Origin of the sequence: Azospirillum sp. SYSU D00513 (assembly GCF_017356015.1) — a bacterium.
Taxonomy (GTDB): Bacteria; Pseudomonadota; Alphaproteobacteria; order Azospirillales; family Azospirillaceae; genus Azospirillum.
This window is the reverse complement of the sequence record NZ_JAFIQV010000039.1, coordinates 12,253-35,273: the sequence shown is the minus strand read 5'-3', so window position 1 is coordinate 35,273 and position 23,021 is coordinate 12,253. Positions and strand designations below refer to the sequence as shown.

The 23,021-nt window shown below is 69.8% G+C and carries 18 protein-coding genes and 1 tRNA gene; 11 read left to right on the top strand and 8 right to left on the bottom strand.

What is annotated here, in order from left to right; genetic code table 11:
• Positions 1 to 16: 16 nt before the first annotated feature.
• Positions 17 to 1,000: an acetyl-CoA carboxylase, carboxyltransferase subunit beta gene (gene accD, locus JUB11_RS24490; RefSeq protein ID WP_207461409.1), complete on the top strand. Its 984-nt coding sequence runs from the start codon at positions 17 to 19 to the stop codon at positions 998 to 1,000.
• Positions 1,001 to 1,018: 18 nt separating this feature from the next.
• The gene (locus tag JUB11_RS24485) at positions 1,019 to 2,353 is read left to right on the top strand and encodes a folylpolyglutamate synthase/dihydrofolate synthase family protein (RefSeq protein ID WP_207461408.1); all 1,335 of its coding nucleotides are present in this window, start codon (positions 1,019 to 1,021) and stop codon (positions 2,351 to 2,353) included.
• A 21-nt stretch (positions 2,354 to 2,374) separates the two neighbouring features.
• On the opposite strand, the gene JUB11_RS24480 is transcribed toward JUB11_RS24485, so the two are convergent.
• Positions 2,375 to 4,108, bottom strand: coding sequence for a hypothetical protein (locus tag JUB11_RS24480; RefSeq protein WP_207461407.1), 1,734 nt, complete (start codon positions 4,106 to 4,108; stop codon positions 2,375 to 2,377).
• 51 nt (positions 4,109 to 4,159) lie between these two features.
• Entirely contained in the window at positions 4,160 to 4,693 is a 534-nt protein-coding gene (locus tag JUB11_RS24475; protein ID WP_207461406.1) for a hypothetical protein, read from the bottom strand.
• Positions 4,694 to 4,841: 148 nt separating this feature from the next.
• On the opposite strand from JUB11_RS24475, the gene JUB11_RS24470 reads away from it, so the two are divergent.
• The 4 genes from JUB11_RS24470 to JUB11_RS24455 all read left to right on the top strand — a co-directional run bounded on the left by JUB11_RS24470 (position 4,842) and on the right by JUB11_RS24455 (position 9,692).
• Positions 4,842 to 4,918: transfer RNA gene (locus JUB11_RS24470), tRNA-Arg, on the top strand.
• A gap of 589 nt (positions 4,919 to 5,507) precedes the next feature.
• Positions 5,508 to 6,743 carry an MFS transporter gene (locus tag JUB11_RS24465; protein WP_211112604.1) on the top strand — a complete coding sequence of 412 codons (1,236 nt, stop codon included), beginning with the start codon at positions 5,508 to 5,510 and terminating at the stop codon, positions 6,741 to 6,743.
• A gap of 253 nt (positions 6,744 to 6,996) precedes the next feature.
• Entirely contained in the window at positions 6,997 to 8,679 is a 1,683-nt protein-coding gene (locus JUB11_RS24460; protein ID WP_207461405.1) for a methyl-accepting chemotaxis protein, read from the top strand.
• A 224-nt stretch (positions 8,680 to 8,903) separates the two neighbouring features.
• The gene (locus JUB11_RS24455) at positions 8,904 to 9,692 is read left to right on the top strand and encodes an SDR family NAD(P)-dependent oxidoreductase (RefSeq protein WP_207461404.1); all 789 of its coding nucleotides are present in this window, start codon (positions 8,904 to 8,906) and stop codon (positions 9,690 to 9,692) included.
• Positions 9,693 to 9,786: 94 nt separating this feature from the next.
• On the opposite strand, the gene JUB11_RS24450 is transcribed toward JUB11_RS24455, so the two are convergent.
• The gene (locus tag JUB11_RS24450; protein ID WP_207461403.1) at positions 9,787 to 10,170 is read right to left on the bottom strand and encodes a DUF4186 domain-containing protein; all 384 of its coding nucleotides are present in this window, start codon (positions 10,168 to 10,170) and stop codon (positions 9,787 to 9,789) included.
• Positions 10,171 to 10,386: 216 nt separating this feature from the next.
• On the opposite strand from JUB11_RS24450, the gene JUB11_RS24445 reads away from it, so the two are divergent.
• Positions 10,387 to 13,239, top strand: a complete 2,853-nt coding sequence (locus tag JUB11_RS24445; protein ID WP_207461402.1) for an ATP-binding protein — start codon at positions 10,387 to 10,389, stop codon at positions 13,237 to 13,239.
• A 171-nt stretch (positions 13,240 to 13,410) separates the two neighbouring features.
• Here the strand turns inward: JUB11_RS24445 and JUB11_RS24440 are convergent, their stop codons facing one another.
• Positions 13,411 to 14,679 carry an ABC transporter substrate-binding protein gene (locus JUB11_RS24440; protein ID WP_247887295.1) on the bottom strand — a complete coding sequence of 423 codons (1,269 nt, stop codon included), beginning with the start codon at positions 14,677 to 14,679 and terminating at the stop codon, positions 13,411 to 13,413.
• Between the two features lie 272 nt (positions 14,680 to 14,951).
• On the opposite strand from JUB11_RS24440, the gene JUB11_RS24435 reads away from it, so the two are divergent.
• Together JUB11_RS24435 and JUB11_RS24430 are read left to right on the top strand one after the other, a co-directional pair.
• Positions 14,952 to 15,719, top strand: coding sequence for a response regulator (locus JUB11_RS24435; protein WP_207461401.1), 768 nt, complete (start codon positions 14,952 to 14,954; stop codon positions 15,717 to 15,719).
• Entirely contained in the window at positions 15,709 to 17,178 is a 1,470-nt protein-coding gene (locus tag JUB11_RS24430; protein WP_207461400.1) for an ATP-binding protein, read from the top strand. The genes JUB11_RS24435 and JUB11_RS24430 overlap by 11 nt, the downstream gene beginning before the upstream one ends.
• 15 nt (positions 17,179 to 17,193) lie before the next feature.
• On the opposite strand, the gene JUB11_RS24425 is transcribed toward JUB11_RS24430, so the two are convergent.
• The 4 genes from JUB11_RS24425 to JUB11_RS24410 form a co-directional block, all read right to left on the bottom strand.
• Complete coding sequence (locus JUB11_RS24425; protein ID WP_207461399.1) at positions 17,194 to 18,087, bottom strand: lauroyl acyltransferase; 894 nt, start codon at positions 18,085 to 18,087, stop codon at positions 17,194 to 17,196.
• Between the two features lie 208 nt (positions 18,088 to 18,295).
• Positions 18,296 to 19,423 carry a sn-glycerol-3-phosphate ABC transporter ATP-binding protein UgpC gene (ugpC, locus tag JUB11_RS24420; RefSeq protein WP_207461398.1) on the bottom strand — a complete coding sequence of 376 codons (1,128 nt, stop codon included), beginning with the start codon at positions 19,421 to 19,423 and terminating at the stop codon, positions 18,296 to 18,298.
• Between the two features lie 7 nt (positions 19,424 to 19,430).
• Positions 19,431 to 20,312: a carbohydrate ABC transporter permease gene (locus JUB11_RS24415; RefSeq protein ID WP_247887296.1), complete on the bottom strand. Its 882-nt coding sequence runs from the start codon at positions 20,310 to 20,312 to the stop codon at positions 19,431 to 19,433.
• A 1-nt stretch (position 20,313) separates the two neighbouring features.
• The gene (locus tag JUB11_RS24410) at positions 20,314 to 21,258 is read right to left on the bottom strand and encodes a sugar ABC transporter permease (protein WP_207461396.1); all 945 of its coding nucleotides are present in this window, start codon (positions 21,256 to 21,258) and stop codon (positions 20,314 to 20,316) included.
• A 323-nt stretch (positions 21,259 to 21,581) separates the two neighbouring features.
• Between JUB11_RS24410 and glk the strand changes: the two genes are divergently transcribed.
• Positions 21,582 to 22,574: a glucokinase gene (gene glk / locus JUB11_RS24405; protein WP_207461395.1), complete on the top strand. Its 993-nt coding sequence runs from the start codon at positions 21,582 to 21,584 to the stop codon at positions 22,572 to 22,574.
• A 73-nt stretch (positions 22,575 to 22,647) separates the two neighbouring features.
• Positions 22,648 to 22,971, top strand: coding sequence for a SelT/SelW/SelH family protein (locus tag JUB11_RS24400; RefSeq protein ID WP_207461394.1), 324 nt, complete (start codon positions 22,648 to 22,650; stop codon positions 22,969 to 22,971).
• Positions 22,972 to 23,021 lie beyond the last annotated feature (50 nt).

Sequence of the window (23,021 nt, the reverse complement as noted above, 5' to 3'; positions counted from 1 at the left end):
GGAGTCCGAGACCACCATGAACTGGCTTACCAACTACGTCCGTCCCAAGATCCAGGCTCTCTACGGCGCCCGCAAGGACGTGCCGGACAACCTCTGGCACAAATGCCCGAACTGCGAGGCGATGCTGTTCCACCGCGACCTGGAGGAGAACCTCCACGTCTGCCAGCATTGCGGCTTCCACATGCGGCTCGACCCGGTCAAGCGCATGCAGACGCTGTTCGACGAGGGGCAGTATCAGACCGTCGAGCTGCCGAAGCCGGTCGTCGACCCGCTGAAGTTCCGCGACCAGAAGCGCTACACCGACCGCCTGAAGGAAGCGCAGTCCAAGACCGGCCGCAGCGACGCCATCATCGTCGCCCATGGCGAGATCGGCGGGCAGCCGACGGTCGTCGCGGCCTTTGACTTCGGCTTCATGGGCGGCTCCATGGGCATCGCGGTGGGCGAGGGCATCGTCGCCGCCGCCAAGCTCGCCATCGACCGCAAGGCGCCGCTGATCGTGGTGCCGGCCTCGGGCGGTGCCCGCATGCAGGAAGGCATCCTGTCGCTGATGCAGATGCCGCGCACCACCATCGCCGTGGAGATGGTGAAGGAGGCGGGACTGCCCTACATCGTCCTGCTGACCGACCCGACCACCGGCGGCGTCACCGCCTCCTTCGCGATGCTCGGCGACATCCACATCGCCGAGAAGGGCGCGCAGATCGGCTTCGCCGGCGCCCGCGTCATCGAGAGCACGATCCGCGAGACCCTGCCGGAGGGCTTCCAGCGCGCCGAGTACCTGCTGGAGCACGGCATGGTGGACATGGTCGTCCACCGCCGCGACCTGCGCGCGACGCTGACCCGCACGCTGGGGCTGCTGATGCGTCCGACCGTGCTGGACGGCGAGCTGGAGCTGGCGGAGCGTCCGGCGGCGGCGCCCGAGATGGCCGCCCCGGTCCAGGCCGAGGCGCCGGACGAGACCCCGTCCCAGCAGGGCGCCGACGAGCTGGCCGAGCGCGCCTAACGGTTCCCCGGGAGCATCATGACGACGCAAAACGGTCCCGCCGCCGCCCCTGCGGGCGGCGGCGCCGATCCGGTGCTGGAACGGCTGAAGGGGCTGCACCCGAAGGTCATCGACCTGTCGCTCGACCGGCTGCACCGGCTGCTCGCCGCCCTGGACCATCCGGAGCGGCGCCTGCCTCCGGTCGTCCATGTCGCGGGCACCAACGGCAAGGGCTCCACCGTCGCCTTCCTGCGCGCGATGCTGGAGGCGGCGGGGCTGCGCGTGCATGTCTACACATCGCCGCATCTCGTGCGCTTCCACGAGCGTATCCGGCTGGCCGGGCGGCTGATCGACGATGATCGTCTCGCGGCGCTGCTGGAGGAATGCGAGATCGCCAACGGCGGCGCCCCGATCACCTTCTTCGAGGTGACGACGGCCGCCGCCTTCCTCGCCTTCGCGCGCGAGCCGGCGGATGTGGTGCTGCTGGAGACCGGACTCGGCGGGCGGCTCGACGCCACCAACGTGGTGGAGCGTCCGGCGGTCACGGCGATCACGCGCATCTCCTATGACCACCGCCAGTTCCTCGGCGACACGCTGGCGGCCATCGCCGGCGAGAAGGCCGGCATCCTGAAGCCGGGCGTGCCCGCCGTGATCGCCCCCCAGCCGGCCGAGGAGGCCTGGCGCACCCTGGCCGCGCGGGCCGAGGCCGTCGGTGCCCCGCTGGTGCAATGGGGCGTCGAGCCCCGGGGTGACGGGTTCGTCTATGAAAGCGGCCGGCGGCGGCTGGAGCTGCCCATGCCGGGGCTGCTCGGCGCGCACCAGATCGGCAACGCCGGGGTGGCGCTGGCGGTGCTCGACCAGCTTCCCTTCGCGGTCGGCGAGGAGGCGGTGCGGCGGGGCCTCGCGGGCGTGGAATGGCCGGCGCGCCTGCAACGGCTGACCCGCGGCCCCTTGGCCGAAGGACTGCCGGTGGGCTGGGAGCTGTGGCTGGACGGCGGCCACAATGATTCCGCGGGCGAGGCGCTGGCCGTGCAGGCCGCCGCCTGGGAGGCCGCCGAGCCCGGCCGGCCGCTGCTGCTGGTCTACGGCATGCTGGCGAGCAAGGAGCCGCGCGAGTTCCTGGCGCCGCTCGCCCCGCATGTCCAGGCCATGCGGACCGTCGCCATCCCCGGCGAGGACGCGTCCCTGCCCGCCGAGGGCACGGCGGCGGCGGCGCGCGCCTGCGGCATCCCCGACACGGAGACGGCGGAAAGCGTCGCCGCCGCGCTGGCCGGCCTCGTGGAGCGGCACGCCGCAGCCGGACGCGCGCCGGCGCGGGTACTGATCTGCGGCTCGCTCTATCTCGCGGGCACGGTCCTGGCGGAGAACGGCTGAACGGCGCGGGAAGCGCCGCCCTCAGCGGCGGCGCTTCCCGTCCAGTTCCAGCATGCTGCGCAGGGCGGAGATCGTCTTCTCGAACGCGGTGGGAGCGGCGGCCTTCGCCGGCGGCTCCTTCACCTCTTCCACGAGGTCGAGCGTCTCATCGGGCGCGGGCTCGAACGCTCCGGCCTTGCCGGGGACCCCGTCCTTGCCGTCGGGCTGCCGGCCGCGCCCGCTTTCCGCGACATCCCGCAGCAGCGCCTTGAAGTCCAGCTCCGGACCGTCCTCGGCAGGGTCCTCCACTGCCGGAGCGGAGGGGCGTGCGGCCGCTTCGCCGCGCACCGGCGCCTTCGTGCTTTCCCGGTCCTCCTCCCAGTCCGCGACGGCGTCCATGGCGGCGTCCGTGCCGGGCAGGGTGGCGGTCTCCCCGCCGCCGGAGGGCTTGCGCGCCGCCGGGGGCTTGGGCTTGCGGAGCGGCGCGGGGCGCCCGGCGCCGGAGGCCGGGTCGGCGGCGGCGCGCTGCACCATGTGGCGCAGGGCCTCGATGGTCCGGTCGATCGGCTCCTCCTCGTCCATGGGCGGGCGGTCCCGCTCCCAGGGGGGAGGTTCGCGGTCCGGGTCGCGGATCGCGAAGCCCAATATGTCCCGCGAGGAGGGCTCCTCTTCCTCCGACTCCTTGCCAGCCGGCTTGTCGTCTTCCCAGCCGCCGTCCTCGCCCACATCCTCGCCCATATCCTCGTCGTAATCGTCGCGGACCAGCGCGCGCGGGGAAAAGGCGGGCGGCGGACCGTCCGTGGAGCCGTCCTCCTCCTCGCCCCAGATCTCGGCGAAGCTCGGCAGCGGGTCCCGGGGGAGGGGCGCCCCTGGGGGCGCGAAGGCGGAGCTAGGCTCCTCGTCCTCGCCGCCATCCTGCTCCGTCCGGGAGGGGGCCGCGCGCCGACGGGTGCGTTCAAAATCCTCGTCGTCCGCTTCCAGTATGCCGCGCAGGGCCGCCAGCGTGTCGGCCAGCGATCCTTCGGACGCCGCGGGGCGTGCCGGAGGGCGCTCGGCAAGGACGGGTTCCTCCTCCGCGGTGTCATCCTCCTCGGCGATGTCACCGGCGTGATTCCAGGCCGCGCGGCCGTCCGTATCGGCCTCCTCGACCTCGTCGGTCCAATCCGCCGCGTCCTCGTCGGTCCAATCTCCGGTCCGCCTGCCCGTTCCGGCGGCAGGCGTTTCGTCGAACGCCGCCTCATCCGAGGCGGGCATGCCGAAAACCGGCTTTCCGGGGGCGGCGTCTTCGGTGGGGAGCGGACCCCATTCGTCCTCTTCCGGCGTTCGGTCCACATCGTCCCCGGTGAGCGCGTCCAGATCGGCCGCCGAGATCGGCGCCCAGGCGGTGGAACGCCCGCCGTCCCGCGGCGGCGTGTCCGCCACGGTCTTCTCAGGCGCTTTCCAGTCCGAAGCTCTCGGCGGTTCCGGCGTGCGGGGCTCGGGTAACGGCGCGCGGACGGCGTTCAGCAGTCCCTGGAGCGCGGCCAGCGGCGCGTCGAAGGCCGCCTCGGTCTCGGGCGCGACGCGGTGCCGCTCGGGCATGGCCTCGGCCGGAGCCGGGCGGCTTTCGACGTTGCGCGAATTGCAGCGGGAGCAGCGGAAATGCGGCGCGATCGACAGGACGGGATAGCTGGGGCCGAACCGCCGCACCAGGTCGGCGCGCGGCAACAGGCCGTCATGTCCGCAGGCACAGCAGAGGACCTGCACATCGACCTCGATGTCGCGTAGGTAGAGCATGCGAGCCATGCCCGCACTATACGCCACGGCGGCCGCTTTCCCAATGGAATCCTAGGGCTGTGGGGCAGGCGAGGAGTGATCTTTTCCGTCCCCGCGGCCCTGGCCTTCGAGCCGCTCGCGCACCCTCCGCAACGCATGCGGGTCCCCATGGTCCAGCCGGATCAGCCGCTCCTCCAAGCCCAGTTCGGCGAGCCGGCGGAGGTCGGCCTCCTCCGGCGCGTCGTCCACCCACCACCAGCCGGCGGGGTGCGCCAGATCGATGCCCTCCAGCTTCAGCGCGGACCAGCCCGACGCCGGGATCCCGCCGAGCACGGCGCGCCAGTCCGGCGGCAGGCTGGCGGCTCCCAGCGCGAAGCGGAAGGCCCGGAGCGCGCCATCAGCCGAACCGTTGCGGCAGCGCGTGGAGAGCCAGCGGCACTCGAAACGGGCGGTCGCCCAGGTCAGGAACTCCAGCGCGTCCGGGTCGGGTTCGTAGGCGTCCTGAAAGGCGTCGGTCTGCGGACGGCGCAGCAGGAGCGTTCCGTCGATGTCCAGATAGAGCAGCGGGCGGTCCGATGAAGCGGCCCGATCAGCGGCGTCGGTCATTCACCCTCATCCAAATCCTATCCTTCCTTCAGCGTTGCCCTTGCCGGGTCAGGATGGGCCGGAGCGGAGCGATCTCAAGCGCTCCGGCGGGGTTGCGCCGGATTTTCCGCTGAATCGCAGCGAAAGGCGTGCTATAAGCACCCGCGACGGCCCCGTAGCTCAGCTGGATAGAGCGGCGGTTTCCTAAACCGTAGGCCACAGGTTCGAATCCTGTCGGGGTCACCATTCCAAGAGAGCGCTGTTCCTCCGAAGCAGCCTTGCCGTTGTCAGACTCCGCCAGATTTGCCGGCTCCGTTGGTGACGACAGCCCGATACGCCATGATGCCGTGTATGCCGCGGCCACTGCTTCGGTCGGCCCACCGCGAGTGGACCTTACGCCATGTCTCGGCCGCTTGCCCTGACGGTCTCTCACTTTCCCAAACGGGAGTGATGTAGGGCTTGGACCATTGAATTCGTTTCCGTCGTCCAATCCATGTGGATGAAACCATTCGATTGAAATATCTGGTAGGGAAGGCCGTCTGGAACGAAGAATTGCAGGGCAAGATTTTTTGAGTTGCCTGGCCGTATAGGGAGGCAGAACGGCAAGGCGTCCGTCGCCGCCAAGGGGCGAGTGCCGCTCATGAATTGTTTTTGTTTCGTGCGCACTCCGAACAAGCTGTTACTGCGACCGCGTTGGGATGCGTGGCGGGTGTGAGGTGGTGTTGGTGAATGCTCCGGCCACTTCTCCGCGCCCCTGGTGATTGCCCGCGCCCCAAGGATTTGCCTGCATGCGGATGCGCGTTGAACGAGAAAGCCCTGCCAGCGGAGGACAGGATTGAGCACATCTTCCGCCCCTGGACGGAACGTTTCGACATTCGTGCCCGACTCGCCTGCGGCCTGGCGACGATTGCTGATTGCACTCGCGATAGCCACGGTCGGCAGCGTGGGCGTGTGGTCGGTCGTGATCGTGCTGCCGAAGGTCCAAGCCGAATTCGGCGGCACGCGCGGCGTGGCGTCGCTCGCATACGCCTTGGCGATGATCGGTTTCGGGCTCGGCGGGGTCGTCACAGGGCGCCTGACGGACCGCGTCGGCATCATCCCTGCAATGGCGATCGGCGTACTGTCACTGCTGTTCGGTTATCTCGCGGCTGGCGTTTCGAGGGCGTTCTGGCAATTCAACATGGCGCATTTCCTGATTGGGTTCGGCGCATCGGCGACCTTCGCGCCGTTGATGGCGGAAGCGTCGCGTTGGTTCGTGCGCCGGCGCGGAATCGCGGTGGGGATCGCGGGCAGCGGATTCTATCTCTCCGGCGCCCTCTGGCCTCCGCTCATCAACCGGGGCCTCAACCAGTATGGCTGGCAGACGACGCACATCGCTCTCGGCATTCTATGCGGAGCCGCGATGACGGTTCTTGTCCTCATGCTCCGGTCGAGCATTGGCAGGACGCAGCAGCGCCGGATCGGTGCCGAGGGTCGTCCGAGCGTCGATACCAATCTCAGCCCCAACGTTCTGACGGTGGTTCTCTCGATCGCAAGCTTCTGCTGCTGCATGGCCATGGCGATACCGCAGGTGCACATCGTCGCTTATTGCGGCGATCTCGGTTACGGCGTCGCGCGCGGAGCCGAAATGTTGTCGCTGATGCTGGCCTTCGGTGCCGTCAGCCGGGTCGGATCGGGTCTTATAGCCGACCGGCTCGGCGGCCTCGCGACACTGCTGATCGGATCGGTCGCGCAAGCCTCGGCGCTCACGCTGTATCTGTTCTTCGATGGCCTCACGCCACTCTATGTGGTCTCGGCCTTGTTCGGCCTGTTCCATGGGGGGATCGTGTCGAGCTATGCCATCATCGTTCGCGAGACGATGCCGGCAAGTGAAGCGGCAACGCGCGTCGGCACGGTGATCATGGTCTCCTTGCTCGGCATGTCGGTCGGAGGTTGGATCTCCGGTGTGATCTTTGACATCACCGGCTCATACGACGCGGCCTTTCTGAACGGGATCGGATGGAACGCGCTGAACGCCACCATGGTGCTTCTGCTGCTGTTGCGCTCGCGGGCTCGCGCGGCATTTGCCTGATCCATCCTGGAGCGGAACGGAAAACCTCGCCGACCTTGTTTGGAACCCTCTCCGCCGCCGCGCGGTCCCTGCGAACCTCAGGGCTGCCGTGGCCTGCCCGTGAGCAAGGCTCCTGTCGGGCTGCATATAGGTACAAGTGCTTATCTGGGATTTTAATAAATTTTTACGTGTTTTGTTGGCCAACTGATCTTCAGGCGGTCGGCTTGCTACCGGAGGGGGTCCGGGGGGTGACTGCCCCAGGAAGGATCCGGGAATGAACAGCGTCTCCGTTCGCTCGAAGCTGGCGGCCAGTTTCGCGACACTCTTTCTACTGATCCTCGGGTTGGGCTGGTTCTCCGTGGACCGTCTCGAAGTGGTGAATGCTCTCTCCACGGAGATGGACGAGAACTGGCTGCCGAGCACGCGCCTGACCGGCGCCCTCAACACGGCGACCTCGGATTTTCGCATTGCCGAGGGGATCCATATCCTCTCGCTGGACGAAGCGGGAATGTCCAAGGCCGAAAGCGAGATGGCGGCGATCATCAAGTCCATGGAAGCCATGGACCGCGATTACGAGAAGCTCATCTCCTTGGACGAGGAGCGCCGCCTGTACCAGGACTACAAGCGGCAGTGGGCGGAGTACATGGGGCTGAACAAGCAGGTCGTCGCGCATTCCCGCAAGGGCGAGAACGAGCAGGCGACGACGCTGTTCAAGACCGCCTCCAGCAAGGCCTTCAATGAAGCGAGCGCGGCGCTCTCCAGGCTGGTCGATCTGAACGTCGCCGGCGGTACCGAAGCGAGCAGGCGCGGCGATGTCATCTACGACTCCGCGCGAGGCCTGCTGATCTCGGCGGTCGCTTTCGCGGGCCTCTTCTCCGCCGCTGCCGCCGTCTACATGATGACCAATGTCTCCGCCGCCGTGGGGCGCATGACCGAGGCCATGAGCAAGCTGGCTGGAGGGGACAAGGAAACCCTCGTTCCGGCCACCGATCGCCGCGATGAACTCGGGGCGATGGCCAAGGCCGTCCAGGTCTTCAAGGACAACATGATCGAAGGCGATCGCCTGCGGGCCGAGCAGGAGGAGATCAAGGCCAAGGCGGAGCGCGAGCGCAGGGCAGCGATGCTGAAGCTCGCGGATGACTTCGAGGCGAGCGTGAAAGGCATCGTCGAGACGGTGGCCTCGGCCGCGACCGAGATGCAGGGCGCGGCTTCCTCCATGTCCGAAACGGCGGAAGAGGCGAGCCGGCAGGCCATGGCGGTGGCCTCCTCCGCCGAGCAGACCTCCGCCAATGTCCAGACGGTGGCGACGGCCACCGAAGAACTCTCGGCCTCGATCCAGGAGATCGGGCGCCAGGTCACGGCGTCCACCGGCATCGCCGGGCAGGCGGTCGGAGAGACGGAGAGGACGACCCAGACCATCCGCAGCCTGGTTGCCGCCGTCGAGCGGATCGGCGAGGTGGTGGGCATGATCCAGAACATCGCGGCCCAGACCAACCTGCTGGCGCTGAACGCCACGATTGAGGCGGCCCGCGCCGGCGAGGCCGGCAAGGGCTTCGCCGTCGTCGCGAGCGAGGTCAAGGCGCTCGCCAACCAGACGGCCAAGGCCACCGAGGACATCCAGACGAAGGTTCAGGAGATCCAGCAGGCGACCGGCGGCGCGCAGGTGGCGGTGCAAGGGATCGGGGAAACCATCGGGCGCATGAGCGAGATCGCCGGCACGATCGCCGCGGCCGTCGAGCAACAGGGGGCGGCAACCCGCGACATTTCCAGCAACGTTCAACAGGCCGCGCGCGGAACACAGGAAGTGACCGGGAACATCTCGGGAGTGAACCAGGCCGCTGCGGAAACCGGATCGGCCGCCACGCAAGTCCTGGGTGCTGCCAGCGGCCTCTCCCGCGAGGCGGAAACGCTGCGGCGGGAGGTTCAGACCTTCATCGCGACCATCCGGGCCGCTTGAGGCTTCAAGCCGGCAAGCCTTGGTAAGGAGTGGCCGAGCAGGAATGGGAACGTCTCGGGGGCGGGACGGCGCGGCTTGCCGATGGTCGAGGCGATCCCGCCCGTCCAGCCCCCCTGAACGTGTTCCTCCCGCACCGCGACGAAACCATACCGCACCTGTTCTCCGCATTCGGCCGGCAGACGGGGGAGCTGTCCCGGCCCCCAACAAGCCGGAGTTTTAAAGACATGACGGAGAACGCGCGTCCCCTGGCCATCGTCACCGGGGCTTCCGCCGGCATCGGCTACGAGCTGGCAAAGCAGTGCGCCGAAAACGGCTTCGACCTGATCGTGGCCGCCGACCAGGACGCCATCGAGGAGGCGGCGCGGGAGTTCCGCGGCCTCGGCGCCTCGGTCGAGGCGGTGCAGGCGGACCTCGCGACGCTGGAGGGCGTGGACACGCTCTGCGCGACGGTGCGGGGGCGGCCGGTCGAGGCGCTGCTCGCCAACGCCGGGCACGGGCTCGGGAACGGCTTCCTGGACCAGGATTTCACCGAGGTCCGCCACGTGATCGACACCAACGTCACGGGCACGCTGTACCTGCTCCAGAAGATCGGGCGGGACATGCGGGCGCGGGGCAAGGGCCGGATCCTCATCACCGGCTCCATCGGCGGCTTCCTGCCCGGCAGCTTCCAGGCGGTCTACAACGGCACCAAGGCCTTCATCGACAACTTCTCCTTCGCGCTCCGCAACGAGTTGAAGGACACGGGCGTCACCGTCACCTGCCTGATGCCCGGCCCGACCGACACGGAGTTCTTCGAGCGCGCGGGCATGACGGACACCAGCGTCGGGCAGGGCAAGAAGGACGATCCGGCCATGGTCGCGCGGGTCGGCTTCGAGGCCATGATGAAGGGCGAGGGCGACGTGGTGAGCGGCTGGAAGAACAAGCTCCAGACGACGCTGGCCAACGTCACGCCCTCTGCCATCCTGGCCGAGCAGCACCGCAAGATGGCCGAGCCGGGATCGGGCAAGGGCTGAGGGTCGGCGGATCGCGGCCAGGATCGACCCGCCGCGTCTTCGTTGGCGACGTCCTCGCCGTCGGTCGGTCGGGCCGGCTGGCCAGGACGCCGGCTCAACGGAACAGGTCCCCCTGCCGGGAAGCGCCCCCGCCGGCGGCCCGGAGCCAGCGTTCGATGGCGGCGACGGCGTGCGCCCGTTCCTCGGTCGTCAGCGCCCGGCCGCGCGGGATGCCGTGCCATTTTTCCAGGCAGGAGCGGCAGCAGGTCCCCGTCGCGTGCTGGGCCACGAAGACGGGATGGCCGCGGAAGGGCGTCTGCTTGCCGTCTCCGGGGGGCTGGGCGGGGGCGAGCCGCCGGCCGATCAAGGCGTGCGCGTGCTCGACGACGAGGGCAAGCCCCTTCTCCTCGAGATAGGCCCGGTCCCGCCCGTCCAAACGGAACCGGCGCCGGAAGGGGGATTCCGCCAGGCGGAAAAAGAGTTGGTCCAGGTTCCTCATCGGCAATCTCTCCCTCGGACCAAACCTCACCTCCTTGCCCGGCTGGGCTGGACTTTCCGACGATCCGGCTTGCTCCACAAGCGCCGTTGCGGCCCTGGCCCCTGCTCTGCGACGCTCCTTGGCAGGGTGTTTCCCTGCCCACCTGAATACCGGACTATTCGCATTCATAGATATGTGTTAAGGAATTTGGCGGTTTGAGCAAGCCGGGAGGCGCGGGTGGGAACAACTGCGGGACGACGGGAGCCCGCCCGGAGCCCGGGATGGTCGGTCCGCCGCCTGCTGTGCCTGCTGTTTCTGGCCGCACTCCCGCCGCTTGCCTTCGAACTCTGGGCCATCGCCGAGCTGTACGCCGCCCGTGAGGCGGAGATCCGGCAGGAGGTCCAGCGCCTGCTCGACCTCGTCGAGGACGAGCAGCAGCGCATTGCCCAGGACATCGAAAACGTGCTCGTCACCCTGGCCGAGATGGGGGTGGGGCGCATGGACCCGCCGGTCTGCCAGAGGACCATGGCCGCGCTCCGCGAGCGCTATCCCGGCTACATGGCGGTCAGCGTTTCCGACCGCCAGGGCCGGATCTGGTGCTCGACCGAGCCGTCGGCCCTCGGCATCTCGGTGGCCGACCGCTCCTACCGGCGGGAAGCGCTGGAACAGCCGGGAGTCGTCATAGGCCAGTACATCGTCACCCGCACGACCGGACGGCCCGCCATCCCCTTCGCGCTCGCCTATCCCGGCGCGGGCGGCGCCCCGGCGGGGGTCGTGACGATCCTGCTCGATGTCGGCTGGCTCGAGGGGTACCTTTCGGGCAAACCCTACCCCAGGGACATCGCGGTTCTCATCGCCGACCGTTCCGGAACGGTGCTCGCCCGCATGCCGGAGGTGGCCGGCTTGCCCGGCCAGCCGCTGCCCGACCGTTTCCAGCCGCTTCTGCGCGGCACGAGGAGGGGACTGGCCGAGGTCGAGGGGCTGGACGGGGTCGCCCGGCTCACCGCCTACGCCCCGCTGGCGGTCGGCGTTCCCGGTCTCTACCTGCATGTCGCCCTGGACCGGGCGGCGGCGATGCGGTCGGTCAACGAGGCCGCGATGCGGTCCCTGCTGATCTTCGCGGGGCTGCTGCTGGTGACGGGCGGGGTAGGCGCCTGGGGCATCACCCGTTTCCTGCGCGTCCGCGAGGAGGCGCGGGAGAGCCGGATGCGAGCCGCCACGGTGCTGTCGAGCACCGTGGACGGTGTCGTCGAGGTCGACCGGGGCTGGCGATTCACCTATCTCAACGACCGCGCCAGGGACATGATCGGCATGGGGCAGGAACTGCTCGGCCGGACGGTGTGGGAGGCCTTCCCCGAACTGGCGGCCAGCGAGCTGCGCGCGCGGGTCCAGCACGCCATGGACGCAGCCGAGCCGATCGAGGTCGAGTTCCGCGGGCCGCGCACCGGGCGCTGGTTCTGGGCGCGCGGCTTCCCCTCCTCGGGCGGGCTGGCCGTCTATCTTCTGGACATCTCCGGGCGGAAGCGCGCGGAGGAGGAACTGCGGGGCAGCAACGAGCGGCTGAGCCTCGCGCTGGAATCCGCCCGCGCCGGCACCTTCGAATGGGACATGCGCACCGGCAGCGGGAGCTGGTCGGAGGAGAGCTACCGCATCTTCCAGCTCGATCCCGGCCGCGACCCGGCCACCACCGAGACGTGGCTGCGGGTCGTCCACCCGGAGGACGCGGAGGCCGTTTCCCGGGCCTACCGGACGCGGATGCTGCAGGAGCGGGTGCCCGACTACCGCCTCGAATACCGCATCCGGCACCCGGACGGGAGCCTGCGCTGGGTCCAGTCGATCGGGCGCATCGTCTACGGCGCCGACGGGACGCCGCTGCGGTCCAGCGGCCTCAACATCGACATCACCGAGCGCAAGGCGATGGAGGAGGCGCTGCGCGAGGCCAAGGCGAAGGCGGACGAGGCGAACCTGTCGAAATCCAAGTTCCTTGCCGCCGCGAGCCACGACCTGCGCCAGCCGCTCCAGTCGGCGCTGCTCTTCGCCGGCGTGGTGCAGGCCCATGTCCGGGACGAGGAGGCGCGCGGGCCGCTGGCGTCGCTGGAACGCGCGCTGGACACGCTGAAGAACCTGCTCGACAGCCTGCTCGACGTGTCGCGGCTGGACGCCGGGGTCATCGTCCCGCAGCCGGTCGACCTCGCCGTCGCCCCCTTGCTGGATGAGATCGCCGACGCCTATGGCCCGATCGCCTCGGCCAAGGGTCTGGATTTCCACCTCGACCGGCCCGCCCCGGAGCTGGCCGTCCACAGCGACCCGCTGCTGCTCGGGCGCATGCTGCGCAACCTGGTCGAGAACGCGCTCCGCTACACCGACCGCGGCGGCATCCGCGTCACCTGCGCCGCCGCGGGCGCCGGCCTGCGCATCGGGGTCCATGACAGCGGCATCGGCATTCCGCCCGAGCATCTGAACCGCATTTTCGAGGAGTTCCATCAGGTCGGCAACCCGGAGCGCGACCGCAAGGAGGGGCTCGGACTCGGGCTCGCCATCGTGCGGCGCCTGTCCGGTCTGCTCGGCCATCCGGTCGAGGTGCGGTCCGAGCCGGGGCAGGGCTCCTCCTTCTCCATCCTGGTGCCGCGCGCGGCGGCGCCGGTGCCGCCGGACACCGCCGCCGGAGGGGAGCCGGAAACCGAACCGGCGTTCGGCGTTGAGGGTGGCGGGCAGGGGCGGCTCGCCCTGCTGATCGACGACGACGTCATCGTGCTGACGGGCTTGCGCCGCCTGTTCCAGGAATGGGGGTTCGACACGGCCGTCGCCGGCTCGGCCGAACAGGCGCTGGAGTGCCTCCGTACACTGGCGCGCGTTCCGGACATCATCGTGTCCGACTACCGGCTGCGCGAGAACGAGGTGGGGACGGCCGCCATCGCAAGGGTCCGGGAGCGGGTCGGCCGGCCGGTGCCCGGCATCATCCTGACCGGCGAGATCGGGCCGGAATGCCGGGACGAGGCGGCGGCATTCGGCATTGCCGTCATCCACAAGCCGGTCACGCCGCGCCAGCTCCAGGGCGCCGTGCGGGACACGCTGGGACGCGCCGGGTGACTGTCTTCCGCGACCGGAAGCCCGGTGCCCCGAAGCGGGGGCTGAACGCGGGGCCTTGAAGCGCCTGGGGCGGGAATGCGCATGGGCTGCGCGTCCCCGCCCCTGTCTCCCCCGGATGGAAAGGGGAGGAAAGCCCCGCGCCCGAGGGCGCGGGAACCCATGCTACACCGTTTACTTCGCCAGTTCGACCGCTTCGGCGAGCTTCTGCACCGCTTCCTTGGAGGTCATGTCCGAGTTGAAGTGCGAGGTGACGACGTCGAGGAAGGCGCCGCGCACGGCACCCGGCACGGCCATCTCATGCGCCATGGAGGGCACGAGGCTGTTGGCAGACACGGCCGTCTTCAGGTCGTCCATGGACTTCACAGCGCACTCGTCGAACTTGTCGCGCGGCATGTCCTGGCGGGCGGGGATGGAGCCCTTCAGCGTGTTGAAGGTCTCCTGGAACTTCGGGCCGAGGATCAGCTTCGCCAGCAGCATCTGGCCGGCCTTGCGGTCGGCATTGTCCGACTTGAACATAACGAAGCTGTCGGAGTTCAGGATGAAGCCGGACTGGCCCGGCATGGGCGCGCACAGGAAGTCCTTGCCCGGCACCTTGCCGGCGGCCAGCAGCTCGCCCTTGGCCCAGTCGCCCATGATCTGCATGCCGGCCTCGCCGTTCATCAGCATGGCGGCGGCGCGGTTCCATTCGCGGTTGGAGAAGCCGGCATCGACGTAGCCGCGCAGCTTGCGCATCTGGTCGAACACCTTGACCATCGTCTCGCCGGTCAGGGCCTCCTCGTCCAGCTCCACCAGGGCCTTGCGGAAGAAGTCGGCGCCGCCGAGGCCGAGCACGACGTTCTCGAACAGGGTCGCGTCCTGCCAGGGCTGGCCGCCATGGGCCAGCGGGACGACGCCCGCGGCCTTCAGCTTCTCGGCGGCCGCGTTGAACTCGTCCCACGTCTTCGGAGCCGTCAGGCCGGCCTTCTCGAAGACCTTCGGGTTGATCCACAGCCAGTTGACGCGGTGGATGTTCACCGGCACGGCGACGAAGCGCCCGTCCTGCTTCACGACGTCGAGGATCAGCGGCGGCAGGGTCTTTTCCCAGCCTTCGGCCTTGGCGACCTCGTCGAGGCTGGCGAGCTGGCCCTGTTCGGCCCAGTCCTTGATGTTCGGGCCCTTGAGCTGCACGGCATTCGGCGCGTCGCCGGCCAGCACGCGCGAGCGCAGCACCGTGCTCGCCGCGTCCCCGCCGCCGCCCGCCACCGGCGCGTCGATCCATTTGCCGCCCGCCGCCTCGAAATCCTGGCGCAGCGCGCCCGCGGCCTTGGACTCGCCGCCGGAGGTCCAGAAATGCAGCACCTCGACCGTCGGCTCGGCCTTGGCCGGCGCCGCGGCAAGGCCGCAGGCGAGCACGGTGGCGAGCGCGGTCATCGCGGCCCGGGACATGAACGGAAAGCGCATGGTCCTTCTCCCTCCCTTGTGTGGGATCATTGGTGACCGCCGGTCCGGGCGGCTTTGAGGGGAAATCTAGTGTTCAGTCAGTTCGGCGCACGGATTAATTGGTAACGGCGGCCTTTCACCGGAGCGGCCCTGTTACACGGGTGTTACAAAGCCCGAGTCCCCGCTTCGGCCGCCGCCGGTCTAAACTCCGGAACCACGCTGTACGGAGCTGGAACCCCCGCGCTACAATCCACCGAGCACCCCCCATCCCCTGGCTTCGGGACCGGACGACCATGGAACGCGCGCGCCATCTGCTGATCGTGGACGACGATCCCGAGATCCGGGACATGCTCCATGACTTCCTGGTCAAGAGCGGCTTCCGCGTCTCCACCGCCGAGGACGGGCGGGAGATGGCGAAGGTGCTGGCGCAATGGCCGATCGACCTCGTCATCCTCGACCTGATGCTGCCGGGGGAGGACGGCACCAGCCTGTGCCGGTCCCTGCGGGCGCGCTCGGAGACGCCGGTCATCATGCTGACCGCCATGGGCGGCGAGGTGGACCGGATCGTCGGGCTGGAGGTCGGGGCCGACGATTATCTGGTGAAGCCCTTCAGCCCACGCGAGCTTCTGGCCCGCATCCGGGCGATTCTGCGCCGCTGCGGCAACCAGGAGCCGGCCCGCGAGCGGCTGCGCATCCTGGGCTTCGCCGGCTGGTCGCTGGACCAGGGTCGGCGGGAGCTGCGGACTCCGGACAATGTGGTCGTGCATCTCAGCCACGGCGAGTACGCGCTGCTCTGCACCCTTCTGGAGCGGGCGCCGCAGGTCGTGGAGCGGACCGAGCTTCTGGAAAAGCACCGTGGCGACACCTCCATCCCCTTCGACCGCAGCATCGACATCCAGGTCAGCCGGCTCCGCCGCAAGCTGGAGGAGGGGCCGGCCGGATCGGGCCTCATCAAGACCGTGCGCGGCATCGGCTACCAGTTCACGGTGGAGGTGGCCGAGCTGGGCGAGTCGAGCGCTGCCCTGGCGCGGGGCGCCGGCGGTAGCGGCCGTGCCGCGTGATGGGCTGCGCGGGACGCTGCGCGCCCGCCTGCGGGCGGTGCGCCTGCGCCACCGCATCCTGGCCTCGCTGGCGGCCCTGCTTCTTCTCACCCATGGCGCCGCACTGGTCGCCGACCGGATCATGGACGGCCGCGCGCAGGACCTGCTGAACGCCCACCGGCTCGGCCCCGCCATGGCCGAGGCGGTGGAGGCGGCCGAGCGCGCGCTGGCCGAGGGCAACCCCGCCGGCACGCCCCTGCTGCCCGAGGCGCCGGACCTGACCGCCATCTGGCACGCCTCCGGCCCGCCCGTCCTGCCGCCGGGCTGGCTGCGGGAAGCGGTGCCGGACTCCCCACGCCGCATCCTGGTGGCCGCCGAGGGCGCGCTGCTGCCGCCGCGCGCCGTGCCGGCCACCGCCGTCTCGCAGGGAGAGGCGCTGGCGACGGTGGCGGAGGACACGGCCGCCCAGCTCCACGAGGCGCGGGTCCAGGTCCGGCTCGCCGACGGGAGCTGGCTGGAGTTCGCGAGCCCGCGCTTCTGGCGCGCGCGCGCCACGCCCTTCGAGCTGATGCTGGGCGGGGCGGCGGCGCTGGGGCTGGCGGGGGCGCTGCTGCTGTGGCTGCCCGGCCGGCTGGTGCGGCCGCTGGAGGCGCTGGCCGAGGAGGCGACGCGCCCCGACGACCGTCTGCACCCCCGCCCGCTGACCGAGGACGGGCCGGAGGAGGTCGCCGCCGTCGCCCGCGCCTTCAACCGCACGCGCGACGCCCTGCGCGACACGCTGGAGGGGCGGACGCACCTGCTGGCGGCGATCGGCCACGACCTGCGCACCCCGGCGACCCGGCTGCGGCTACGCGCCGAGTATGTGGAGGACGAGACGCTGCGGACCAAGATGATGGCCGACATCGACGAGATGGCGGCGATGATCGCGGCGACGCTGGAGTTCCTCGGCGATGACGTGCTGCGCGAGGAGGTGGAGGTGGTGGCCTTCGCCAGCCTGCTTCAGAGCCTGTGCGACGACTACGCCGACACCGGCTCGCCGGTGGTCTATCACGAGCCGCCGCCGCTCCAGTTCGAGTCGGTGCGGACCATCTTCGGCGGCGGCGAGCGGCGTGACCGCTTCGACCAGCCGCGCCCCCTGCGCCTCGCCGGCCGCCCGTCGAGCCTGCGCCGCGCCTTCGCCAACCTGATCGACAACGCCATCAAGTACGGCGAGCGCGCCCATGTCGCGGTGGACGCCGACGCCGCCGAGATCACCGTGGAGGTCTGCGACGACGGCCCCGGCATCCCCGAATCGGAGCTGTCCAAGGTCTTCAAGCCCTATGTCCGGCTGGAGGGTTCGCGCAACCGCAAGACCGGCGGCAACGGGCTGGGCCTGTCCATCGTGAAGTCCATCGTCGAGGCCCACCAGGGCCGCATCGAGCTGTCCAACCGCCCGTCCGGCGGCCTGCGTGTCCGCGTGACGCTGCCCCGGATGCTGTAGCGGCCTTCCCGACGGTCAGTCCGGCCAGCGCCGGTGCGTCCAGAGCCACTGGGCCGGGCGCTCCCGGATCCAGCCTTCCAGCAGCAGGTTCAGCCGTTCCATCAGGATGCGGGCCTCGGCGCCGCGGTCGCCGACGTCGGGATGCTCGATGGGCGGCAGGGCGGTGATGCGGAAGCGGGTGCCCTCGATCCGCTCGGTGCGGACGGGCACGATGGGAATGCCGTAGCGGCGGCCGAGCTGGGCGACGGCCGGGGCCGTCATGGCGTCGCGTCCGAAGAAGGGGATGGGGATGCCGTCGTTCATCTTCTGGTCGATCAGCATGCCGGCGTGGCCGCCCTGGGACAGGTGGCGGATGAGCTGGCGGGCGCCCTCGGGGCCCTTGGGGATGTTGATGCTGGTCGCCGCCCCGCGCATCCGCAGCAGCAGCGGCCCGACATGGGGGTTGTTCGGCGCGCGGTAGACCAGCGCCAGCTCCACCCCGCGCTTGCGCATGATGACCGAGGGCATCTCCCAGTTCGACAGATGCCCGCTGACCATGATGCCGGCCCGGCCGTCGTCGCGCATGGCGTCCACATGCTCGGCCCCGACCAGTTCGGCCCGGTCGCCGATGGCGTCGAGATGCGGGTACTCGGCGAAGGTGCGGCCGAGATTGTCCCACATCTCCAGGATGATGCGCTCGATCTCCGCCGGGCTCTTCTCGGGAAAGGCGCGGGCCAGGTTGCGGCGCGCGACGCGGGTGCCGCGCAGCATCGGCCCGACCCGGCGCCCGATCCAGCCGCCGAGGTCCGACGCCCGGTCGGGCGTCAGGGATCCGAAGAAGCGCACGACCGCATGGACGAACAGCCCTTGCAGCGGGTAGGCGACGCGCCGAGTCAGCCAGCGGCGCAAGGGTCCCTGCGGCTTAGCCATGGCGACGCGGGGACGGGACGGTGGGGAGGGGTATCGAGCGATGCACGGGAGGGAAGCTGGAACCGGACGGGATGCGCCGGCCTTGAGCGGCCACGCGGGGGCCGCAGCTTAGCACGCCCGCGCGCGGCGAGGCCACAGCCCGGAACGCCGGCCGGAAAAGGCCCGCCCCCCCCCGCCTTGCGGAAAGGGAACGGGCGGGCTTCGGCCGTCAGATGCGCTGTTCGGTCCGGGGATCGAACAGGTTGGCGCGGGACATGTCGATCATGAAGTCGGCGGGCTCGCCCTCCACCGGCCGGTCGCTCGGCTTGATGCGGGCGACGACCTCCTGGCCGCCGAGCTGGATGTAGGTGATCGTGTCGGCGCCGGTCGGCTCCAGCACGCTGACGCGGCAGCTCACCCGGACCAGCGCCGGGTTGCCGGCGGCGATCGCCGGGTCGTAACAGGTGATGGCCTCGGGCCGTACGCCGAGGATCACCTCCTCGCCCAGCCAGCGGTCGGCCTCCGCCGGGGCTTCGGCCAGGGGCAGGAAGCGGCTGGGACCGGACTCGGACGGACCCTTGGCGGTGACGCTGACCCCCAGCCGGTCGCCCTCGGCCGACAGTGTGCCGCGGATGAAGTTCATGGTGGGGGAGCCTATGAAGCTCGCCACGTACATGTTGGCCGGCCGCTCGTAGACCTCCTGCGGCGGGGCGAACTGCTGGACGACGCCCTCCTTCATGATGGCGATGCGGCTGGCGAGCGTCATCGCCTCGATCTGGTCGTGGGTGACGTAGACCACCGTGGTGCCGAGCCGCTGATGCAGCTTCTTGATCTCGGTGCGCATGTCCACGCGCAGCTTGGCGTCGAGGTTGGACAGCGGCTCGTCGAACAGGAAGATCTTCGGGTCGCGCACCAGCGCGCGGCCCATGGCGACGCGCTGGCGCTGGCCGCCGGAGAGCTGGGCCGGCTTGCGGTCGAGCAGATGCTCGATCTGGAGCAGCTTGGCGACGCGCCCGATGGCCTCGTCCCGCTCGGCCTTGGAGAGGCCGCGCATTTCCAGCGAGAAGCCGATGTTCCGCGCCACCGTCATGTTGGGGTAGAGCGCGTAGGACTGGAACACCATGGCGATGTCGCGGTCCTTCGGGTGGACGCCGTTGATCACGCGCTGGTCGATGCGGATCTCGCCCGCGCTGATCGTCTCCAGCCCTGCGATCATGTTGAGCAGCGTGGACTTGCCGCAGCCGGACGGGCCGAGCAGGACCAGGAACTCGCCGTCGTTGAGGCTGAGGTCGATGCCCTTCAGGACCTCGACGCTGCCGTACTGCTTGCGGACGTTGTTGATGCTGAGAGTCGCCATGTGTGGGTCACCCCTTGACCGAGCCGGCGGTCAGGCCGCGGATGAAGTATTTCCCGGCGAGCGCATAGACGACGAGGGTGGGCAGGCCCGCGATCATCGCGGCCGCCATGTCGACGTTGTACTGCTTCACGCCGGTGGTGGTGTTGACGAGGTTGTTGAGCGCCACCGTGACCGGCTGGGCACCGCCCGCCGCGAAGGACGCCCCGAACAGGAAGTCGTTCCAGATCTGCGTGAACTGCCAGATGATCGTCACCACCATGATCGGCAGCGACAAGGGCAGCATGATCTTCGTGAAGATCTGGAAGAAGCCCGCGCCGTCGATGGTCGCGGCCTTCACCAGATCGTCGGGGATGCTGACGTAGTAGTTGCGGAAGAACAGGGTGGTGAAGGCCAGCCCGTAGACCACATGCACCAGGATCAGCCCGCCGGCCGTGCCCGCCAGACCGAGGAAGCCCAAGGTCTGCGCCATCGGCAGCAGGATCACCTGGCTCGGCAGGAAGCTGCCGAACAGGATCATCGCGAAGACCAGGTTGGCACCGCGGAAGCGCCATTTGGTGAGCGCGTAGCCGTTCAGCGCCCCGAACAGGGTCGAGATGATTACCGCCGGCACGACGATGATGACCGAGTTCAGGAAGTAGGGCGCCATGCCCCGGCAGTCGGCGCCGATGCAGGCGTTGGTCCAGGCGTAGCTCCAGGCGTCCGTGCTGATGTCGCGCGGCAGGGACAGGAGCGAGCCCGTGCGGATCTCGTCCAGGCTCTTGAAGGAGGTCGAGACCATCACGACGAGCGGCAGCAGGTACCAGACCGCGAAGAGCAGCAGGATCAGGTACAGGCCCCAGCGGGCGGCCCTGGCGCCCGCCCCGTCGGCGCGCGGCAGGGACGAGGTCAGGCTAGACACGCTTGCCTCCCTTCAGCTCGGAATAAAGGTAGGGCACGATGATGGCGACCACGGTGGCGAGCATCATGAGCGCGCTGGCCGAGCCGATGGCGATCTGGTTGCGCCGGAAAGTCATCTCGTACATGAAGGTCGCCGGCAGGTCCGAGGCGTAGCCGGGGCCGCCGCCGGTCAGCGCCACGACGAGGTCGTAGCTCTTCACCGCGAGGTGGGCGAGGATGACGAAGGCGCTCATGAAGACCGGCCGGATGGACGGCAGTACGATGCCCCAGTAGATGCGCGGCAGGCTGGCCCCGTCGAGATAGGCCGCCTTGATGATCTCCTGGTCCACCCCGCGCAGCGCCGCCAGGAACAGCGCCATGACGAAGCCGGAGCTTTGCCAGACCGCGGCGATCACCAGCGTGTAGACGGCGGTGTCCTGCTGGACGATCCAGTCGAAGGTGAAGGTCTCGAAGCCGAGGCCGCGCACGAACTCCTGCACGCCGATGCTCGGGTTCAGGATCCATTTCCAGGCCGTGCCGGTGACGATGAAGCTGAGCGCCATCGGGTAGAGATAGATGGTGCGCAGCGCCCCCTCGCCCCGGATGCGCTGGTCGAGCAGGACGGCCAGCACGATGCCGATGGCGAGGCTGATGCCGATGAAGAGCCCGCCGAAGATCAGCAGGTTCTCGATGGCGACGTACCAGCGCTCCAGCTTCCACAGCCGCACATAGGCGTCGGCGCCGACCAGGTCATAGACCGGCAGCATGCGCGAGTTGGTGAAGCTGACGTAGAGCGTCCACAGGATGAAGCCGTAGACGAAGACCAGGATGGCCGCGAAGGACGGGGCCACCACCAGCTTGGACAGGTGCCGCTGGGCCGACGCCCGGAAGCCCGAACCGGCCGGGGCCGGGCGGGCCTTCTCCTCGGCGGGCTGGAAGGGTGGGTTCTGCAAGGTCATGGTGCGATCCTCGCCTGGGGACGGCCGATCATGGAGCATGACGCGGGTCGCGCATTCTGGTCCCTCCCCGTGACAGGTTGCCGTTGGACCGCCGGCGGCGCCGGGGCGCCCCGCGGCCGATTGTCTGGGGCTAGATGTAATCCGCCGATGGTGCGTGAGGCGGATGATTTTGGTAACGGGACGCTTTCACCGCCGCCGGCTTGTTACGCGGCTGTTACACGGAAGCGGGACCGGAGCGGAACAGGGCGCTTTAGTGTGGGTGCGAACAATCGGGACCGGCAACGGCCGCCGGCCCGGAACCCAAGCACGCCGTGAGACACCGCATGACCGACACCGTCTGGCCGGCGCTGGTCGCCGACATCGGGGGCACCAACGCCCGCTTCGCCATCGTGACCGGGCCGGGCGCCGCCCCGGCGCAGGTTCGCAGCCTGCCCGCCGCCGATTACCCGAACCTGCCCGACGCCATCGCCGCATATCTGGATATGACCAGGGACATGACCGGGGAGCGGCCCCGTTCGGCCTGCATCGCGGTCGCCGGGCCGGCGGTGGGGGACCGGATCCTGCTGTCCAACCGCAGCTGGGACTTCTCCGTGCGCGCGGTGGCGGAGCGTTTCGGCTTCCGGCCGATGCTGCTGATCAACGACTGCGAGGCGCTGGCCCTGTCGCTGCCGCATCTCGGGACCGGCCAGCTCCTGCGGCTGGGCGAGGGGGAAGAGATGGGGGAGGCCGGGCGGCCGCTCGCCCTCATAGCACCCGGTACGGGGCTCGGCATGTCGGGCGTGATCCCGGCGGGGCGGGGCTGGGTCGCCCTGTCGGCGGAGGGCGGCCACGCCGACCTGGCCCCGGTGGACGATCTGGAGATCGAGGTGCTGCGCATCGTGCGAGCCGAGCGGGGCCGGGTGTCGATCGAAAGCGTGCTCTGCGGCTCCGGCCTGGAGCGGCTGCACCGCGCCGTCGCCACGGCGCTGCTGGAGCCGGACGAGCCATTGCCGGCCAGCGAGATCACGAGGCGCGCCATCGGCGGCACGGACGCGCTGTGCGAGCGCACCCTGACCGTCTATTGCGGCCTGCTTGGCGGGGCGGCCGGAAATCTTGCCCTGTCGCTGGGCGCGCGGGGCGGCGTCTTCGTCGGCGGCGGCATCCCGCCGCGCTTCGCCGCCTTCCTCGCCGCCAGCCCCTTCCGCGCGCGGTTCGAGGCGAAGGGCCGCATGGCCGCCTATCTGCGGCCGGTGCCGACCTGGCTGGTGCTCGCCGAGAACCCCGCGCTGAACGGGGCGGCGGCGCATCTGGCCCAGCACGCGAACATGGTCCGTTAAGAGCTGAACGTCCCTTGGCACCCGCGGCTCCGCGCCGTACCTTGCCCCATCGACCAACGCGGAGCCGACCGGAATGACCAGCCCGACCACCAGCCTGCCGAGGGTGGAGATCGAATATTGCCGCCAGTGCCGCTGGATGCTGCGGGCGGCCTGGATGGCGCAGGAGCTGCTGACGACCTTCGAGGAGGAGATCGGCGGGGTGACGCTGGTGCCCGGCACCGGCGGCGTCTTCGTCGTGCGGGCGGAGGGGCGGACCGTCTGGTCGCGCAAGGAGGAGGGCCGCTTCCCGGAGATCACCGAGCTGAAGCAGCGCGTCCGCGACCATGTGGCGCCCGACAAGCCGCTGGGCCACACCGACCGCGCCCGCGCCGCCAAGGCCCCGTCCGATCCGGAGTGACGGGCGCCGGGCCCATGAACGCGAAACGGCGGAGGCCCGAGAGCCCCCGC

Excerpts from the sequence above, each read along its gene's own strand:
- glk (WP_207461395.1), top strand. The coding sequence starts at position 21,582 with ATGACCGACACCGTCTGGCCGGCGCTGGTCGCCGACATCGGGGGCACC.
- ugpC (WP_207461398.1), bottom strand. The coding sequence starts at position 19,423 with ATGGCGACTCTCAGCATCAACAACGTCCGCAAGCAGTACGGCAGCGTC.
- JUB11_RS24410 (WP_207461396.1), bottom strand. The coding sequence starts at position 21,258 with ATGACCTTGCAGAACCCACCCTTCCAGCCCGCCGAGGAGAAGGCCCGC.
- JUB11_RS24455 (WP_207461404.1), top strand. The coding sequence starts at position 8,904 with ATGACGGAGAACGCGCGTCCCCTGGCCATCGTCACCGGGGCTTCCGCC.
- JUB11_RS24400 (WP_207461394.1), top strand. The coding sequence starts at position 22,648 with ATGACCAGCCCGACCACCAGCCTGCCGAGGGTGGAGATCGAATATTGC.
- JUB11_RS24450 (WP_207461403.1), bottom strand. The coding sequence starts at position 10,170 with ATGAGGAACCTGGACCAACTCTTTTTCCGCCTGGCGGAATCCCCCTTC.
- JUB11_RS24435 (WP_207461401.1), top strand. The coding sequence starts at position 14,952 with ATGGAACGCGCGCGCCATCTGCTGATCGTGGACGACGATCCCGAGATC.
- JUB11_RS24440 (WP_247887295.1), bottom strand. The coding sequence starts at position 14,679 with ATGCGCTTTCCGTTCATGTCCCGGGCCGCGATGACCGCGCTCGCCACC.
- JUB11_RS24475 (WP_207461406.1), bottom strand. The coding sequence starts at position 4,693 with ATGACCGACGCCGCTGATCGGGCCGCTTCATCGGACCGCCCGCTGCTC.
- JUB11_RS24460 (WP_207461405.1), top strand. The coding sequence starts at position 6,997 with ATGAACAGCGTCTCCGTTCGCTCGAAGCTGGCGGCCAGTTTCGCGACA.
- JUB11_RS24485 (WP_207461408.1), top strand. The coding sequence starts at position 1,019 with ATGACGACGCAAAACGGTCCCGCCGCCGCCCCTGCGGGCGGCGGCGCC.
- JUB11_RS24480 (WP_207461407.1), bottom strand. The coding sequence starts at position 4,108 with ATGCTCTACCTACGCGACATCGAGGTCGATGTGCAGGTCCTCTGCTGT.
- JUB11_RS24425 (WP_207461399.1), bottom strand. The coding sequence starts at position 18,087 with ATGGCTAAGCCGCAGGGACCCTTGCGCCGCTGGCTGACTCGGCGCGTC.
- accD (WP_207461409.1), top strand. The coding sequence starts at position 17 with ATGAACTGGCTTACCAACTACGTCCGTCCCAAGATCCAGGCTCTCTAC.